At 44.0% G+C, this 17281-nt stretch carries 13 protein-coding genes, 2 pseudogenes and 1 CRISPR repeat array; of the genes and pseudogenes, 11 read left to right on the top strand and 4 right to left on the bottom strand.

Translation table 11 applies throughout. The features are described 5' to 3' along the window. Positions 1-205: 205 nt before the first annotated feature. Positions 206-2772: a CRISPR direct-repeat array (repeat unit 35 nt; unit sequence CTTCTGACTTCCTCGGAAGTTGAATTAATGGAAAC). Between the two features lie 191 nt (positions 2773-2963). The 4 genes from IM322_RS12670 to IM322_RS12655 all read right to left on the bottom strand — a co-directional run bounded on the left by IM322_RS12670 (position 2964) and on the right by IM322_RS12655 (position 6906). Next, positions 2964-5288 (bottom strand): hypothetical protein, encoded by a 2325-nt coding sequence (locus IM322_RS12670; RefSeq protein ID WP_287673412.1) that lies wholly within the window; start codon positions 5286-5288, stop codon positions 2964-2966. Further along, on the bottom strand, positions 5278-5427 hold the full coding sequence (locus IM322_RS12665; protein ID WP_287673410.1) for a hypothetical protein: 150 nt from the start codon (positions 5425-5427) through the stop codon (positions 5278-5280). The genes IM322_RS12670 and IM322_RS12665 overlap by 11 nt, the downstream gene beginning before the upstream one ends. A gap of 62 nt (positions 5428-5489) precedes the next feature. Then, positions 5490-6755, bottom strand: a complete 1266-nt coding sequence (locus IM322_RS12660) for an AAA family ATPase (RefSeq protein WP_353737512.1) — start codon at positions 6753-6755, stop codon at positions 5490-5492. After that, the gene (locus tag IM322_RS12655) at positions 6673-6906 is read right to left on the bottom strand and encodes a hypothetical protein (protein ID WP_287673407.1); all 234 of its coding nucleotides are present in this window, start codon (positions 6904-6906) and stop codon (positions 6673-6675) included. Before IM322_RS12655 ends, IM322_RS12660 begins: the two co-directional genes overlap by 83 nt. 89 nt (positions 6907-6995) lie before the next feature. Between IM322_RS12655 and cas1 (IM322_RS12650) the strand changes: the two genes are divergently transcribed. From cas1 (IM322_RS12650) to IM322_RS12605, 11 genes and pseudogenes are all read left to right on the top strand, one after another. Then, positions 6996-7697: a CRISPR-associated endonuclease Cas1 gene (cas1, locus tag IM322_RS12650; protein WP_287673406.1), complete on the top strand. Its 702-nt coding sequence runs from the start codon at positions 6996-6998 to the stop codon at positions 7695-7697. Positions 7698-7792: 95 nt separating this feature from the next. Beyond that, positions 7793-8092: pseudogene (locus IM322_RS23345) on the top strand (CRISPR-associated endonuclease Cas1); the annotation flags it as partial. A 358-nt stretch (positions 8093-8450) separates the two neighbouring features. Continuing rightward, positions 8451-9455, top strand: coding sequence for a CRISPR-associated endonuclease Cas1 (cas1, locus tag IM322_RS12645; protein ID WP_287673405.1), 1005 nt, complete (start codon positions 8451-8453; stop codon positions 9453-9455). Between the two features lie 27 nt (positions 9456-9482). Beyond that, positions 9483-9761 (top strand): CRISPR-associated endonuclease Cas2, encoded by a 279-nt coding sequence (gene cas2 / locus IM322_RS12640; protein WP_287673403.1) that lies wholly within the window; start codon positions 9483-9485, stop codon positions 9759-9761. 486 nt (positions 9762-10247) lie between these two features. Beyond that, positions 10248-10412, top strand: coding sequence for a hypothetical protein (locus IM322_RS12635; protein ID WP_287673402.1), 165 nt, complete (start codon positions 10248-10250; stop codon positions 10410-10412). A 129-nt stretch (positions 10413-10541) separates the two neighbouring features. Next, positions 10542-11450 (top strand): transposase, encoded by a 909-nt coding sequence (locus IM322_RS12630; protein WP_287673401.1) that lies wholly within the window; start codon positions 10542-10544, stop codon positions 11448-11450. A 46-nt stretch (positions 11451-11496) separates the two neighbouring features. Further along, positions 11497-12339 (top strand): IS5 family transposase, encoded by an 843-nt coding sequence (locus tag IM322_RS12625; protein ID WP_287673400.1) that lies wholly within the window; start codon positions 11497-11499, stop codon positions 12337-12339. A gap of 13 nt (positions 12340-12352) precedes the next feature. Continuing rightward, positions 12353-13039, top strand: a pseudogene (locus tag IM322_RS12620) (transposase); the annotation flags it as partial. A gap of 226 nt (positions 13040-13265) precedes the next feature. Continuing rightward, entirely contained in the window at positions 13266-13568 is a 303-nt protein-coding gene (locus IM322_RS12615) for a hypothetical protein (RefSeq protein ID WP_287673399.1), read from the top strand. A gap of 293 nt (positions 13569-13861) precedes the next feature. Next, positions 13862-15517: a hypothetical protein gene (locus IM322_RS12610; RefSeq protein WP_287673398.1), complete on the top strand. Its 1656-nt coding sequence runs from the start codon at positions 13862-13864 to the stop codon at positions 15515-15517. A gap of 167 nt (positions 15518-15684) precedes the next feature. Continuing rightward, positions 15685-17100, top strand: a complete 1416-nt coding sequence (locus IM322_RS12605) for a glycoside hydrolase (protein ID WP_287673397.1) — start codon at positions 15685-15687, stop codon at positions 17098-17100. Positions 17101-17281 lie beyond the last annotated feature (181 nt).

Below are 17281 nucleotides of genomic sequence, written 5' to 3'. Positions count from 1 at the left end.
GCTTCTTTACTTTCCGTAGGGGTCAAGCGATCCCGCGAACCCCCATTTTTCCGTTGACCCCTACGGAGCTAGGACGAGGTAAGGGTTTGAGGCTTTCCGGTAGGGTAGTTATCGAGAAATCTTCGCGATTATTCGACCCGCCAGTTGACCCCCCCAGATTCGATGGGTTACAATCCTCTCGGAGCAAGGTTTTCAGAACCCCACTCTTCTGACTTCCTCGGAAGTTGAATTAATGGAAACAAATAAGCCAAAAAAGAAGCGATCGCGTCGCTGCGCGCTTCTGACTTCCTCGGAAGTTGAATTAATGGAAACTAAAACCGTTGAGTTTCCTCAAACGATACATACGCTTTCTTCTGACTTCCTCGGAAGTTGAATTAATGGAAACTTTTGGCTTCGACTTCTTTTTGTGAGGTCTCAACCACTTCTGACTTCCTCGGAAGTTGAATTAATGGAAACAACGAATCCGTTGCCGGACAGGTTTTTTAATTTAATAGGCCTTCTGACTTCCTCGGAAGTTGAATTAATGGAAACTCTTGTTTTGAAAAATTACGGTGTAGCACTATTCTTCTGACTTCCTCGGAAGTTGAATTAATGGAAACCTGCTCGATAGCGGCGGATTCCTCCTCCGTTCTTCTGACTTCCTCGGAAGTTGAATTAATGGAAACTTCATCCCCAATTCCTTTGAAGCTTTTGGCATCCCAAAACTTCTGACTTCCTCGGAAGTTGAATTAATGGAAACCATCGAGGTTGATGATTACACTGTTAACGGAGACGAACACTTCTGACTTCCTCGGAAGTTGAATTAATGGAAACAAAAACAGTTTGGTATTGAACTGTTTTATTACTTTTACTTCTGACTTCCTCGGAAGTTGAATTAATGGAAACAGTTGATGATCTCAAACATTAGAGATTTTACTGCTTCTTCTGACTTCCTCGGAAGTTGAATTAATGGAAACTCTGTCCACCTGTAAAGTTCTCGAACCCAGATGACACGTTGTGAAACTTCTGACTTCCTCGGAAGTTGAATTAATGGAAACTTTTTTCGGATATTAAAAGAATATCCGAATCGGAGAATGCTTCTGACTTCCTCGGAAGTTGAATTAATGGAAACCACAAAGTTTGTGCTTCCTTCAAACACGGAGAAGGCTTCTGACTTCCTCGGAAGTTGAATTAATGGAAACGATAGACGAACCCCCCAAAACCAAACAACAACAGCTTCTGACTTCCTCGGAAGTTGAATTAATGGAAACTTCTATGAGAAGAAGACCAAGGGCCCGAAAGCCTAGGTCTTCTGACTTCCTCGGAAGTTGAATTAATGGAAACAAGAAAAACGCACCATCCCTCTTTCGGGATGAGGCGCTTCTGACTTCCTCGGAAGTTGAATTAATGGAAACTTTGGTTGGGGTTTTTTGTCAGAATTAGAATCTTTTTCTTCTGACTTCCTCGGAAGTTGAATTAATGGAAACTATTATCACCATAGTTAAGCCCGTTGCTACTATTGTTCTTCTGACTTCCTCGGAAGTTGAATTAATGGAAACTAAGGTCCTTAAAGTTTTTGATCGCAAAAACGAAAACGCTTCTGACTTCCTCGGAAGTTGAATTAATGGAAACTACAAACCAGTTTTTTTCAGTGTCTCCAGCATGCAAAGTCTTCTGACTTCCTCGGAAGTTGAATTAATGGAAACAGGATATGCTCCCCTAGGGTGTTTGTTTGTAGGACTTCTGACTTCCTCGGAAGTTGAATTAATGGAAACTGGAACTCCCTTTTCCAACCGCACCCAAGGTTTCTTCTGACTTCCTCGGAAGTTGAATTAATGGAAACGGGCGTTTCCGCCCAGTATTGCTAGCAGGAAAATCCATGCTCTTCTGACTTCCTCGGAAGTTGAATTAATGGAAACGATTAGAATCGCCGCTAGAAAAACAGAGTAATCAGAAATACACTTCTGACTTCCTCGGAAGTTGAATTAATGGAAACCAGCAAAGTTTCCTGTTCCCGCAGAAAAAGATTTTGCTTCTGACTTCCTCGGAAGTTGAATTAATGGAAACTTACGTTTAGGAACAAAAATCAGCACTATTACTCCAAAACTTCTGACTTCCTCGGAAGTTGAATTAATGGAAACGTGAGACTAACTATTTGGGCAAGCGGATACACTTAACACTTCTGACTTCCTCGGAAGTTGAATTAATGGAAACAAGAACCTATATAAATTACTCCTAGGAGGAGGTTCTCATCTTCTGACTTCCTCGGAAGTTGAATTAATGGAAACCTGAAATGACAGAGTACAATTGTTCCTGTGAAGGTAATTCTTCTGTCTTCCTCGGAAGTTGAATTAATGGAAACTTCGGGTTGTATTCTTGATTGAGTTCCTGTTCAATCACTTCTGACTTCCTCGGAAGTTGAATTAATGGAAACTAGACACAAGTTCCCAATCCCCGCGAAAATTTTGGTCTTCTGACTTCCTCGGAAGTTGAATTAATGGAAACACTTCTCCCCTGGTTTTGAAACCGCAGAAAACCAATCCGCTTCTGACTTCCTCGGAAGTTGAATTAATGGAAACATTACGCGCAAAGCGTGAAATAATGAAGATTTTTCACTTCTGACTTCCTCGGAAGTTGAATTAATGGAAACTTTAAGACCGTATTTTTCGTTAACCCCAGCGAGACGCTTCTGACTTCCTCGGAAGTTGAATTAATGGAAACCACTTTAACGTACTCGGCGTACAATTTTTCATTGCGGCTTCTGACTTCCTCGGAAGTTGAATTAATGGAAACCTAAAAGCCTGCCAGAATTTCCTTTTTGCTGAGTCAATTCTGACTTTCCCGTAACTTTATTTAAGTAGGTAGGCAGAATTAATTACCCATCCGAGAGAGCTAAAATCTTTACGAGGCAGTGATTATCATGTGTAAATAATTTTGACTAGGTACTTATAACTTACGATACAAAAATTTTCTATCGATAAAAACTAGAGTATTTCTAATTGTAAAAAATACAAGTTTCCTAAAACATCTCCAACTATAATTATTTTACTAATTTCTGAAAAAGAACAAGAAATTAATTCCGCTTCTCCCGTAAAGCTAGTAATAATTTGACCAGTTTGAATATTCCAAACTTTAAAAGTTGTGTCCGCAGATATAGAAATTATAAGATCTTCATGATGAGTAACAATAACTGAATTTACGCGTTGGTTATGCCCAACTAAAGTACGCAGTTCAAGACCATTTTTAAGATCCCATACTTTTAAGGTTCCATCCCAAGAAGAGGAAACTGCCAACCACTTTCCCGACACGAGAACCACACGATTCACCACATTAGTATGACCTTCAAGACTGAATCGTTCTCGGGCTGTTGTCAGATCCCAAACTTTTAAAGTCGAATCTCTTGAAGCCGAGATCGCTTGTTGTCCATCGGGAGTAACAGCTACGGCTAATACGGGGGCGGAATGTCCGGTTAGAGAATACATTTCTTTTCCAGTTTCCCAGTCCCAAACTTTGAGAGAAGAGTCACCAGAAAAAGAAATCACTTGTTTTGTATTGGGGATAAAATTGACCGATTCTATCCACTCGGTATGTCCTGTTAAGGAAAAAACTTTTTGCCGATTTTCCAAATTCCAAACTATCAATGTTTTATCTCTAGAAGCCGAAACAGCAAAATGTCCATCTGGACTAATCACGACCGCTAAAACCCAATCTTCATGTCCGCGAAGAGATCCCAACTCGGTACCCTTACATAAATCCCAGATTTTGATTTCCATTTTAGAAGCGGAGAGCATTCTTTTTCCTTCTCGATCGACCACTACATTGAGAACCCAATCCTTATGGCTAGTGAAATCATATACTGGATTACCATTGAACAAATTCCAAACTTTCACGGTACAATCTACCGAGCTAGAAATCGCTAAAGTTGCATCGGGAGTCGTGGTAATTGATACCACTCGATCGGAATGACGAGGAATATTTCTTGCTGTATTAAAACCGCACAAATTCCAAACTTTTAAAGTTCGATCTTCAGAACCTGAAATCACTGTTTGTCCGTCCGAAGTTACGGCGACCGTATGTATCCATCCACTGTGTCCTGAAAATATAGATAACTCTTTCCCTAGGGCTAGATCCCAAACCTTGATCGTTTTGTCATCCGAGGCAGAGATCGCTTTTTTTCCATCGGGAGTCATCGCGACCGCTCTCACCAAGCTACTATGCCCGGTCAAGGTATAAACTTCTTTACCACTGGTTAGATACCAAACCTTTAAGGTAGTATCGACGGAAGCGGAAACCGCGTATTTTCCATCGGGAGTCAGAGCCAACCCGAAACAAAAACCATGATGCCCGACTAGCCGATGAACTTCCCTTCCCGTTGCCAATTCCTCTAACCCGATCGTATTATCCTCCCTAGAGGAAAGAAGATACTTTCCATCGGGCGTGATGGCGATCGCTAGTCTCCCTAGAGGAGAGAGCAAGGGATGCGGTATGCCCGTACCATCCCGTAAATCCCAGATTTTCAGGCTTCTGTCCGCCGAAATCGAAATCACCCTCGCTCCGTCGGGAGTGATGGCTACCGACAACACCGGGGCGGTATGACCACTCAGAGTCTTTATCTCCCTCCCGTTCATTAAATCCCAGATCTTTAGAGTGGTATCTCTAGAGGCGGAAACCGCTTTTTGACCATCGGGAGTGACGGCAACCGCGAGGATTCCCTGATGATGGCCCGAAAGATGATGAATCCGGGTTCCGGCAGCCAAGTCCCAAACGTAAAGATCTTTGTCCTCTCCCCCAGAGATCGCTCTTCGGCCATCGGCCACTATCGTGACCGCTTGAACCGGCCCTCTATGTCCGACAAGAGTACCCGTTAAAGTATCGTCGGGAGGGGTTAGCGTTGGGGTTAAAGGACGTATCCAAGTCCGCGATTGACTGGATTTGACGCACTCCAAAAGGTTTTGAATTTCTATTTCTGGAAAAGAGAATAAACGCCCGATTAACTGTGACGCTAGTTGAGTTTTATCTCGCTCTAAAATATGCGCTGAAAGTTGAATAGCGCGTTGAAGTAATCTCAGAGTTCCTTTTTTTTCTTCCGGAATGTTTAGGGGGGATTGTACCGCTAAAACATAATCTTCAACGAGTGACCGTAACTCCAATTCAAAAATCTTGGCCTCGATAAAGGCAAAATTCATCAGTAGAAAGTATAGACGATCGCTCTCGTCCGCGTTGGCTAGATGAGAGGGCAAGTTAGCCAGGGTCGCGCGCCGTCGATCAGGGGGCATCCGACGCAATTTCGCCCCGAGATCAGTCATCATCGAATAACCCCGCCCACAGGCGATCGGCGATCAAGGTGTTAATCTTGACCAGATCGATTCCAGCCGCCCGCACGATATCTTTACGGTGGAGAAAATCCAGAAAGCTGGTGTGATAAGCTAAACGGCGCTTAACCTGCATGATCCAATAGCTATAACCCTTTTGGAGTCTATATCGGTGATCCGAAGTAAAAGCCGTTTAGCTTAGATGCTGTAGCAATTTTGCTCCTCGATTTCCCGCTCGTGTAGAAACTGCTCCCAATCGTCCAGTACCTCTTGAACGGTCAACTGCCCCTCTCTGGCATATTCTGCGAGCAACTGTCGGGAAACGGGTTGGCGGATCTCCCCTAAAATATAAATGATTTTTAGCTTGAGGTGCGGTATGGGTTTGACATTCATCCCCATGCGTCGCCAGTGATCCTCGTAGTAGCCCTCTAACCCTTTCGGTAAACCGTCAATTTTAAAATCCCGATAGAATCCCGCCTCGATTTGCGGTAAGACGTAACGCAAGTACATGAAGTTATTCTCGCTCAGGTGGGCGAGACGGGAAACGAATTCCTCGATCGACAACCGCTTCCCCTCGATCCAGTCCCGAAGTTTCTCCCGTTCGGTCGCGCCGTGAAGGTAGTCCCGTACATCCTGCGAACTCTCCCGTTCGTACTGCTTCAAATCGAACCGGTATTCGGGCGCGTGAATCGTTAAAGGAAGAGTGATCGGGCGTTGGGAGAGAATCAAGTACACCCCGCCGGGTAAATGGGCGGGAAGGTAGAGGAGATTAGCTCCGGGGTCTTGACCAGCCGTGTCTACTTCGTCTAGGGCATCGATAACGATCGCTAGTTTTTCCCCGTTCTCCAATCGCCCGCTCGCCTCGACTAGCAATCGGGCGAAGAAATCGCCGTCGGACGTGGCACCCTGGGGTAAAACGGGGTAGGGTAGGTCGTAACGCCGGATCAATTGGGTACAGATGCTTTCTAGAAATTGCCCGGCGCGGTTAATTCCCTGCGCTCTGACATTGAAATAGGCGAGACAAGGGTAACGCTGAACGTATCTGGCGAGAATGGCACTTTTTCCCATGCCCGGATCGGCTTGCAGGATAAAGTAACCTTTGGGGTGAACGGTCAAGAATTCGGAGATCGCCTCGAAGACGTATTCCCTCCCGACGAAACCCTCGGTTTTATCGGCGATTAACGCCCCGAACCTCTCGATAGGTCGATCTGCTTGCAGCAGCGCTTCGCTCACGGGAGGTTCGGGAGCGGGGCGGGGATGTTCCTCCCCTGCCTCACCACTCCTTTCTGGAAACAGGGCAACATCTTCCCATTCCAAAGATAGAAACTCGCAAATCTCGACAAAAATAGGACGATCTACGGGTTTTCCATTGAAAAACTTGCTAATAGTTGACCAAGAAATCCCGAGTTCTTCCCCCAATGCTTTCTGGCTCAAATTTCTGCCTTCTAACTTTAGCTTGGCCACCTTGATTCCAGTAATCGAGGCCACCAGCGATCGCTTTCCCATCGGTCTTTTTCGATCTTGACTCGTAGTTATCGGCGATCGAAACGGGTCGGTGCCGATTTTTCTCCACCTTAGCACGAGTACCGCCCGAACAATCGGAGATCGAAGTCATATATCAACTCTTATGTCCTCCTCGATTCTCGGCTAGTAACTTATATCCCCCCGTGAACAATAGGAAGTAACATTTCACGGAGAAAAACGATGGCGATACTCTACGTCACCGAAGAGAGAGCTTGCCTAAAGGTCAAGCACCAGCAATTTCAGGTTTACCGAGAGGGTGTTCTAGAAATCTCTGTTCCCGTCAATCAAGTCAGTCACGTTGTCCTGTTCGGTTCTGGCGCTCTCTCCCACGGCGCGGTCAATCTAGCCTTGCGACGACAGATACCGGTGATGTTTCTCTCCGGGCGGGGACGCTATTTCGGACGCTTGCAGGGAGAAACCGCCGAGATCGACTATCTGATCCGACAGGTACATCGTTCCCGTGACCAGGAGTTTACCCTACGACAGGCCAAGAGTATTGTGGAAGCCAAACGGCATAACAGCCAGATTTTATTGCGTCGATTGAACCGCCGACGCAGGAACGAATCGGTAATCGAGGCGATCGCGACGTTGGGCGACTGGCGAGAGAAAATCCAGACCGCTCCTTCGGTGGAGAGTTTACTCGGTTGCGAGGGGCAGTGCGCGCGGGTCTATTTTGAAGCTTTAGGACGGTTAATTCAACCGCCCTTCGCGTTCGACAAACGAACTCGCCGTCCCCCCGCCGATCCAGTCAACAGTTTGTTAAGTCTCGGTTACACTCTGGTCTCTCAAAATATCTATTCTCTGGTCGGATCACTCGGACTACACCCCCACTTCGGGCATCTCCATACCCCCCGCGACAATCACCCGGCGTTGGTAAGCTAAACGGCGCTTAACCTGCATGATCCAATAGCTATAACCCTTTTGGAGTCTATATCGGTGATCCGAAGTAAAAGCCGTTTAGCTTATCGGATTTAGTAGAGGAGTTCCGCGCGCCACTCGTTGATTCGCTGGTAGTTTCTCTAATCAACGGTCGTATTTTTCAAGTCGAGGATTTTACTCCTCCCGATGCCCGAGGGGGAGTTTATCTAACCTCTAAGGCTCTCAAGATTTTTCTCAAGCACTGGCAACAGAAGTTACAATCGGAAATCACCCATCCCTACACCAAAACCAAAGTCACTTACTATCGGTGCTTCGAGTTACAAATCGGGGAGTATATCGCTTGTCTTCTTGGAGAAAGGGAAGTTTATCGACCGCTACAATCACCGAACAAATGGTGAAAATCTTAGTTCGGGTCAAGGGAATTTAGCCACGATCTCGACAAGAAAATCGAGATTTTAACTCTCGACTTATCGGGAGTTCAGTTTATCTCGAACTCACGTTAAATAAAAGAGATCACTTCCGATTTCAAGTCGCGTAACTTCGATCCGCTTCTCGATCGAGAAGCGGCTCTAGATCGCTGGTGGAGAAGAAACCACGACAGCTAAAATCATATCACTGGACGAAAAGTTATATAGAAACTCATATAATTTTTCTCCGTTCTCAAATCGTAACTTGTATTCCCCTCTCTAACATAGACGTAAGGCGAAAAACCTAGCCAGAATCAATATCTCGATCCTTCAACCAAGAGGACCTCTTATGTTCACCCTTTACCTTACCGAGACTCCTTCAATTTTAAAAGCAGACTCGAAAAATTTTCAGATATTCAAACAACAGAAGATATTCAGGAAAATTCCCATAGAATCCGTTAAACAAATCATCCTCTTTCCCGGAGTCCAAGTATCCCGTCAGTCCGAAAATGCTGTTAAGCATTATCGAATTCCTATCTTATTTATTGCTGAACAGGGACAGATATTAGTTCACTGCGATCGAGGAAAACCTCTAAGCGGTAAACATATCGATCGACAAAAACAATGTCAGCAAGATCAGGCATTTAGCCGGGCTTTCGCTCGAACATTATTGCGAGCGAAAATCCACAATCGCCAGACAATACTTTTGCAGTCCTTAACGTCTAATACCTATTGTCTAGCTATTCGGCAAGCACTAGACAAATTAACCCTATTAAAAGGGGATTTACCCAGTGCAAAAACGGTTCAAACTCTGTGGCGTATCGAGAAACAAGCCTCTTACTTTTACCGACGAGCTTTTCCTTTCCTGCTTCCTGATAGTTTTCAAATTCAACCCTCGCCGACTTTGCCGCGAAATTCGTCGGTTAACACGCTACTGAACCTGGGTTACGCTTTCCTCTCTCAAAGTCTCTATCATCTAATCACACGCTCTGGACTTGATCCAGAGATCGGACACTTTCACACGAGTTGCTCCAATCATACTCCTTTAGTTTGCGATTTAATGGAGCAATTTCGCCCTCAACTTGTGGAAGAACTAATCGTCGAATCACTTCACTTCCGCCAACTAACTCGGGAAGATTTTATCGAGAACGATACAAGGGATCACGGCTTACTTTCCCCGCTCGGTATCGCAAAGTTTATTGACTGTTGGGAATCGAAACTACAAACAATAGTCTGTCATTGGCTCGCGGGAAACATGACCTACCATCAAGCGTTAGAGTGGCAAGTTCAGCAATACATTTCCCATTTACAAGGAGCGAGCGATAGTTACCTCCCCTTATTAATGAAATGGTAAATTCCGAACTCTATCGCTATCGCAACTATGTTTTATCTCATCTGTTACGATATTGTCGATGATCGCCGCCGCACGAGAGTCGCTCGTCTCTTGGAAGCTTACGGAGTAAGAATCCAAAAATCCGTGTTCGAGTCGGTTCTCAATCCCGCTCAGTACGAAAAGTTACAAGCGAGACTACTCCAATTACTTGAGCGGCGAGAAGATCAACTGCGCTTTTATCCTCTATCCGAACACTGTCGGAATAAAGTAATCGTTCTCGGTATACAGCCCGATTTTCAAATCGACGACCCAGCTTTAATTATTTAAAAGGATGATGCTCATCTATTGTCGAATACGCTCTCCCCCGGACTACCGAGCTTCTACCTATACCTTTGCTCGATAGCCTATTAAGCTAAACGGCTTTTACTTCGGATCACCGATATAGACTCCAAAAGGGTTATAGCTATTGGATCATGCAGGTTAAGCGCCGTTTAGCTTATCTGATCTGAATTGCAATTCTCTCTAATCTTGAGCGCTCGGGTTACAGAACAGTTGAATTCCCTGCCATTGAAAACTCGTGATAGGTATTGTAAAGCTTTTTACTTAATCACTTCGCTCGGACCAGAATACAGGAGCTTGAGAACTCATCGCTATCACGAGCGAGGGGGAAAGCTATGGGGATCTTCCGCTTCCATGTCCCTGAGATTTTACTGGTATTTTCAAGAAAAAAAAACGATCGTGGTCGTGAGGTTAGATTCTCATTAATCCCCCCGCTTTTATCGCTCTAAATACTTTCTCGCTTTATTAACAGCCATGCTTACTCCCGAAAAAAACTATCTACAACTAGAACCACCCAATTATCGGAAAGCTCTCGATGATTTTGGAGTGATCGAATTACTCCATAAATTGGCCGCACTGACCGGGAAAGACCTAGAACACCGATTCAGTAATAGCTTGCTGAGTAAAAATACTTACTAATTTTCCTGGGAACGGCGATCTCGAAGAGATCCGCTTTGCGGTGCGCGTTGGTCCAAACGGCGATCGCTAAATTCAAAATAAGTGCATAATTATTAAGAGACTGCTACTGTTCGTGAGCAAACCCTAATTATGCGTCCCCAGACTTGGAATCCACCTGTTGATTTGTCGTCATTAGAACAGAAAATTGTTGCTCGTATTAAAAGAGCCAAACTTTTTACATTTCTCCGAGAAATACGCCATTTATTGTTTGATGAAGCTTTTCAAAAAGAACTAGCTTTGATGTATGCAGATCAACCCAAAGGGCAGCCACCTGTCCCACCAGCACAACTAGCATTAACTACTATTTTACAAGCCTACACGGGGGCTTCTGATGCTGAAGCTATTGAAGCTCTGACAATGGACAGAAGATGGCAACTGGTCTTGAATTGTCTTGATTGCGAACAAGCCCCTTTTTGCCAGTCCACTTTAGTTAGATTTAGACAAGCCTTAATTATTCATAAACTAGATCGACGCTTGATAGAAAAGACAGTGGAACTTGCGAACCAGACCAAAAAGTTTGGGGACAAACAATTACGAGCAGCCTTGGATTCTAGTCCTTTATGGGGAGCAGCTAAAGTAGAAGATACCTATAATTTATTGGGTCATGCTCTAAAAAAAACCTTGACCATAATAGCACAGCAACAGGGGAAGAATTTAACAGAGATAGCAACCGAAATGGGGGCAGAAATCTTGACGGGTTCTTCTTTGAAATCTGCCTTAGACTTAAATTGGGATGAACCCGAAGCAAGAAATTTAGCTTTAGGAATAATATTAGGAGTGCTTTACCAACTAGAAAGCCAACTAGAAAATCAACCAGAACTAAAAAAAAATCCCATCATAAATTCTCATTTGGCAATAGCCTCTGTCATCGAAAAACAAGATGTGGAAATAGATAATAATGGTGAGGTAAAATTGTCAATAGGAGTGGCCGCCAACCGACGTATTTCTTTGGAAGATGAGGAAATGCGACATGGACGTAAGAGTAGATCTCTTGCATAAGTCTAGACAAAATAGGATAAAATAGTCCAAGAGTTAAGATTGAAAGATGAATTACGAACAAGTAAAAACTTTAAAGCCAACAGAGTTCAAACGCTTGTGTGGCGTGTATCCAGATACATTTAAGGATATGGTAACAGTCCTAAAGGCAGAAAAAGTTTGGCAAAAAAAGACAGGTAGACCGAGCAAATTGAGTACAGAAGACCAACTACTAATAACATTAGAGTATTGGCGAGAATATCGCACCTATTTTCATCTGGGAAATAGCTGGGGTATTAACGAATCAACGGCGTATAGAATTGTTAGGAAAGTAGAGAATATTCTCATCAAATCAGGTCTGTTTAATCTACCCGGAAAAAAAGCCCTATTAGAAAGTAATAGTGAAATAGAAGTAATAGTGGTGGATGTGTCAGAACATGAGATAGAAAGACCCAAAAAAAAACAGAAATCATACTATAGTGGCAAGCAGGGATACCACACATTAAAGTCGCAAGTCGTTGCCGATCAAAAAAGCGAGCAGGTAATCTGTGTCCGTTGTGAGAAAGGAAGAGTCCATGATTTTCGACTGTGGAAAGAGAGCAAAATAGGGTTAAATAAGGAAATAGAAATATTAGGGGACAAAGGCTATCAAGGGATTCAGAAAATCCATCAAAACAGTCAGATTCCTCATAAAAAAAAGAAAAAAGAAAAACTAAGTAAAGAGCAAAAAAAAGCCAACCGTCAGTTATCACAACGGCGCATAGTTATAGAACATATTCATCGTCGTCTCAAAATATTTCGGATACTTTCATCAAGATACAGAAATCGCAGACGGCGATTTGGTCTGAGATTGAATTTGATTGCTGGTATCTACAATTACGAACTTCGTTACCGAGAAAAATATATATCTTGATTACTTTTGCAAGAGATCTAGTAAAAATAAACGTTTTGATGGTTACAAACGTCATGTTTTACGAGACTTGGAGCTTGGGTTAGTTCGAGCAGTAGGGATAACTCAGGCTAATGTCCCTGAAGCCTCAGTAACTGAGGCGATATCTTCAGACTTGAAATCTCAAAAGGTCAAGTTAGTCGAGTTACATATTGACCGAGCCTATCTGAGTAGTTCTTTGGTCAAAGAGAGGGGTGATGAGTTAACTATCTACTGTAAAGCATGGGCGGTGAGAAATGGAAAAAAATTTACCAAGACGGCATTTATTTTAGACTGGGAAGCGGGAACTATTTGCTGTCCCAATCAAGTAACTTTACCGTTTACTGTTGGTGGAAAAGTCCAATTTCCTGCTTCTGTATGTGCCATTTGTCCTCAACAAGAACGTTGCACCAGTAGTAAAAAAGGGCGTAGTATTTCAATTCATCCCGACGAGAAATTCTTCTGTGAATTAAGAGAGCGTCAATTAACCCCTCAAGGTCGAGCAAAACTAAGAGAAAGAGTAGCTGTAGAACATAGTTTGTCTCACATTGGGCGGATTCAAGGGGACAAAGCTCGTTACCTTGGTGTTAGGAAAAATTTATTCGATTTGCGTCGGAGTGCTGTTGTCCATAACCTTCATGTTTTAGCTCGGATGGAGAGCCAAAACGAAGAGAAAGTAAGCTGAAAAAGTAACTTAAAAGTTAACCATCTCGCTCTCAATTTTAAGAGAATAAATTGATTAATTAAATTAGAAATTTATTGGCGTAAAGCTTACGCCAATAAACTTTCCTATGGGACATTCATATTAATTTTGAGTGAAGGACAATGACCTTTTTCAATTTTGACTGAGTATTTTTACTCGGCAAGTTATTACTGAATCGGTGTTCTAGCAGTTATGGAGAATTCGCCCAGTGCTGTCTCTTGAATCTCTAAGCCAGCTTCATTTTCCCGACGGAAGCGTCCGCCCCGAATTTCGCAAGAAATTACTTGACAGCGGCATTACGCCAGAGCAGATCGCCTGGCTTGAAGAGGATGCTGCTGAGGAGATGGAGGAATGGCGGCGTAGGAAGAAACAGAGATGCGATGGGATGGATTTAAAGTATTCGGCTACCTGCAATATGGCAGAACGTTTGCCCGATATGCCTATTCTAAATTCTGCCGCAACGCGCCTCAAATGTGGTATCTGGAATGGGAGCAGGTCAAAAAACAAATGAATTGGGTGCGGAATGTTAACGTCCCGTTAACATTTTGTAACAAGAAGATTTGCGGAGTGGAGATCGATCGGGCATAACCCAGCGTAAGTTTTGTGACGTTTTTGACCCAGTTTTTGTGTTAGTTCCCCTCTAAAACTGTCCAGCAACTGGGGGCCACCTCACTCTGTCGAAGCAGCGCCGAGCTAGTCGTGCCCAAATAGCAAGTCGTCTAGTCTGCTAAGATAAAAATATTATAAAAAAAAGTCCACTCATTAGTTTTGAGCTTGTTCTCACCGTTATAGAGGTAAAAATCAGTGGCACAATCTATTACACCTGATATGTTGGTTGGACTGGAAGATGCCCCCGCTGAAGTCAAGGAATCTCTTAGGGCAGATCCACGCGAACCAGAGACAGATCCGAAATTGGGTATTCCCGTTACTGTCGATCGGGCAGGAACTCCCAAGCATCGTTTAGTGACAATTGGAGACTCTTTAACTCATGGATTTCAGAGTGGAGCAATCTTCAATACGAAGTTGTCCTATCCTGCGATCATTGCGCGGGAAATGGGATGGAATAGCCATTTTCGCCATCCAACCTATGCTAGTCCTGGAGATGGCTTACCTCTTAACCTGGAAAAGTTAGCACGAGAATTGAGCAGTCGATTTCAGGTTGAAGACGGCATCAATGCTATTGATGTAGCGGTAATTCTGCCCTGGCTGCGTGGCTATTTGGATCAATCAGAAAATTTTTGGGAAAGAGGTCCAGGAGCGAACCCTCCTGAAGCAGAAGCAATTAACCATAACTTGGCTGTCTATGGATGGGATCTTCGTAATACACTGTCCCGGAAGGCAGATATCTGTAAACAAGCTATCCAAAAAGCTCCGCCTAGGAATAATTTTGAGTTATCTAAAATAGTTCCCGAGAATGCCAATGATATAGCAGCACTGCACGTTTTAAATACTGCACGCGATGCTGCTGGAAATTCTTTAACTCCTTTAGGTGCAGCGACGGCTTTAGGTGAAGAGGGCAGTCAGGAAGATGGGCAGGGGGACGGTATTGAAACCCTAATTATCTTCATTGGTGCCAATAATGTTTTGGGCAGTATCCTTACTTTTAAAGTGGAGTGGTCGGGTGACGACTTCAAAGACATGGATAAGAATGATGATTATACTGTCTGGCTGCCTAGCCACTTCAAATCCGAGCTTGACGAGATTGTTGAGGAGGTTAAGCAGATCAAAGCTCGTCACGTTATCTGGGTAACCGTTCCTCATGTCACAGTTGCTCCGTTTGCTCATGGTATAAATAAAGAACGAAATGGCGAGAAAGTTAAACCAGGCTCTCGTTACTTCCCATTTTATGCTCCCATTTGGTTAACTGAGGAGAAATTCGACCCAGATATACACCCTTGCCTGACAGCCAATGAGGCTAGAGCAATTGATAGCGTCATCGACAAATACAACGAATATATTGTGGATACAGTCCGTAAGGGACGGAACCAAGGTAAAGACTGGTACGTTTTTGAGGCTGTTGCTTTACTAGACCGTTTAGCTGCTCGGCGCTATATTGACGATCCAACAGTGAAAATTCCTGATTGGTGGACTCCGTATCCCTTACCCCCAGCAGTTGATGCGCTGCAACCAAAGCCAGATACTCGTTTTTTTGAATCTAACTTGAATGGTAGACAAAAGGGTGGATTGTTTGCTTTAGACGGTATTCATCCTACTACGATTGGCTATGGAATTATAGCGCAGGAAATTATTAATATCATGCAGTTAGCGGGGGTTAAGTTTTATCAAAACGATGGCATTACAGAGCGGACAGGAAAGGTTGAGGTTGATTTTGGACAATTACTGGAAGAGGATACGTTGATTTCCAATCCACCCTCTGCTGTTTCTCCTATTTTGGACTTTATTGGGTGGTTAGATGGTCTGTTTGGTATTGTCTCTCAAATATATAAATCGAGCATATAGCTTTTGCCCAGGCTGAGTTCTGACGACTAAAGGGACTTCAGCAAGGGGCGATCGCACAATTTTGGGGAGTAACTGCTTAATAATATCTGACCGATGTGGAGTGGTTGACTTCTGAAGTTATTGCCCCATCCTAACTGGAAATGTTTCAGTAGAACTTGGAGGACATTATGGCTGACTATACGGTTAACATTAACCCGAACGAAATTCGCACAGAGTCTTTCGATGGGTGGGGCTGCTCGCTATGCTGGTGGGCGAATCAATTTGGTGATGGGGAAAATGCCGATACTTTGGCAGATATCTGCTTTAGTACCAATAGCGTTTTATGGCAGGGAGAAAATTTGCCCGGGTTGGGGATGAATATCGCCCGCTATAACATTGGAGGTGGCGGAAATGGGGCGCGAATAAACGACAATACGGTTGAGCAGGTTTCCCCCAATATGCCAGACTTCAAGAATATCAGAGGTTATTGGCTGAACTGGGATAGCGACGATCCGGCCTCGAACAGTTGGAACTGGGAGGTGGATGCCAATCAGCGCCACATGATGCTGATGGCGCTGAATCGCGGTGTTAATTTGGTCGAGTTTTTCTCGAACTCCCCTATGTGGTGGATGTGCTACAACCACAGCACTGCTGGAGGCTCTTGGGGGGGTAACAATCTGCAAGATTGGAACTACAATCAGTTCGCCAAGTATCTCGCTACTGTTGTCAAGTACGCTCACGACAATTGGGGCGTTAAAGTCAACTATGTTGAGCCATTCAACGAGCCTTCTGCGATCTGGTGGAGTTACCCAAAAGAGCAGGAAGGCTGTCACTTTGACGTTGGTATCCAAAAGGAAGTGATTAAATATTTACGCGAAGAACTGGATAACCGCGCACAACAGAGTGTCGGCATCACTGCATCTGATGAGAACAGCATGGATAGCGCTCTCAGTGTTTGGAATGCCTTCAACCAAGACACTCGCAACAAAGTGGCTAAGGTCAATGTCCACGGGTACGATGGTATCAATCCCTATCGAGGGAACGGACGCACACCGTTGCGTCAATCCGTTGGCAGTAAGAAACTTTGGATGTCTGAGTATGGTGATGGAGATGCATCGGGCATGGCATTGGCGGAAACTATTGTCCGCGATATGAACGAGTTGAAGCCCGATGCCTGGATTTACTGGCAGCCGTTTGATTGGGATGGATGGGGGCTAATCCAGTCCAACCCAGGCGATCACTGGATCGGTTCGGCTAATCGCAAATACTTTGTCTTTTCCCAATTTAGCCGACATATTAAACAGGGTTACCGCATTATCGGCAGTGACGATTCCAATACTGTCGTTGCTTACAGCGAACGAGATCGCAAACTGAGTATTGTGACCGCAAACTTCAACGAAGGACGAAAGATTAACTATAATCTATCGGCGTTTGGTCATGTAGGTGGACTGAGCGAGCGATGGGAGACCACCACAAACCCTGGCAATGTCATCCCCGATGAAAAGTACCAAGCTTTTACCGACACTGCCATGCAAGACAAGCATTTCGAGGCTTATTTCTATCCCAACTCTGTCTACTCATTTGAAATCCACGATGTGTATTGAGAGTCTAAGTACAGGACAAAACCGTTGAAAGCCTTACATAGTAAGCTAAAACGCACTTAAACCACCTAAAATAGAAATAGTAACTTGAGAAAAATTCTACTTATGCCAGCTAAAGATTTCCTAGATTTAGAAGAAAAGAAAAACTTACAAAAAGCTCTTAAAGAAGAAGAAAGAGCAGAAG

Source organism: Microcystis sp. M109S1, from assembly GCF_020247025.1.
Lineage (GTDB): Bacteria > Cyanobacteriota > Cyanobacteriia > Cyanobacteriales > Microcystaceae > Microcystis.
The sequence above is the reverse complement of the archived record's forward strand: the minus strand, read 5'-3'. Positions and strand labels throughout refer to the sequence as shown.

Bases quoted from the DNA above. Each gene is read 5' to 3' on its own strand.
- IM322_RS12670 (WP_287673412.1), bottom strand. From the start codon at position 5,288: ATGATGACTGATCTCGGGGCGAAATTGCGTCGGATGCCCCCTGATCGA.
- IM322_RS12665 (WP_287673410.1), bottom strand. From the start codon at position 5,427: ATGCAGGTTAAGCGCCGTTTAGCTTATCACACCAGCTTTCTGGATTTT.
- IM322_RS12630 (WP_287673401.1), top strand. From the start codon at position 10,542: ATGCGTCCCCAGACTTGGAATCCACCTGTTGATTTGTCGTCATTAGAA.
- IM322_RS12625 (WP_287673400.1), top strand. From the start codon at position 11,497: ATGAATTACGAACAAGTAAAAACTTTAAAGCCAACAGAGTTCAAACGC.
- cas1 (WP_287673405.1), top strand. From the start codon at position 8,451: ATGTTCACCCTTTACCTTACCGAGACTCCTTCAATTTTAAAAGCAGAC.
- IM322_RS12605 (WP_287673397.1), top strand. From the start codon at position 15,685: ATGGCTGACTATACGGTTAACATTAACCCGAACGAAATTCGCACAGAG.
- IM322_RS12655 (WP_287673407.1), bottom strand. From the start codon at position 6,906: ATGACTTCGATCTCCGATTGTTCGGGCGGTACTCGTGCTAAGGTGGAG.
- cas1 (WP_287673406.1), top strand. From the start codon at position 6,996: ATGGCGATACTCTACGTCACCGAAGAGAGAGCTTGCCTAAAGGTCAAG.
- cas2 (WP_287673403.1), top strand. From the start codon at position 9,483: ATGTTTTATCTCATCTGTTACGATATTGTCGATGATCGCCGCCGCACG.
- IM322_RS12635 (WP_287673402.1), top strand. From the start codon at position 10,248: ATGCTTACTCCCGAAAAAAACTATCTACAACTAGAACCACCCAATTAT.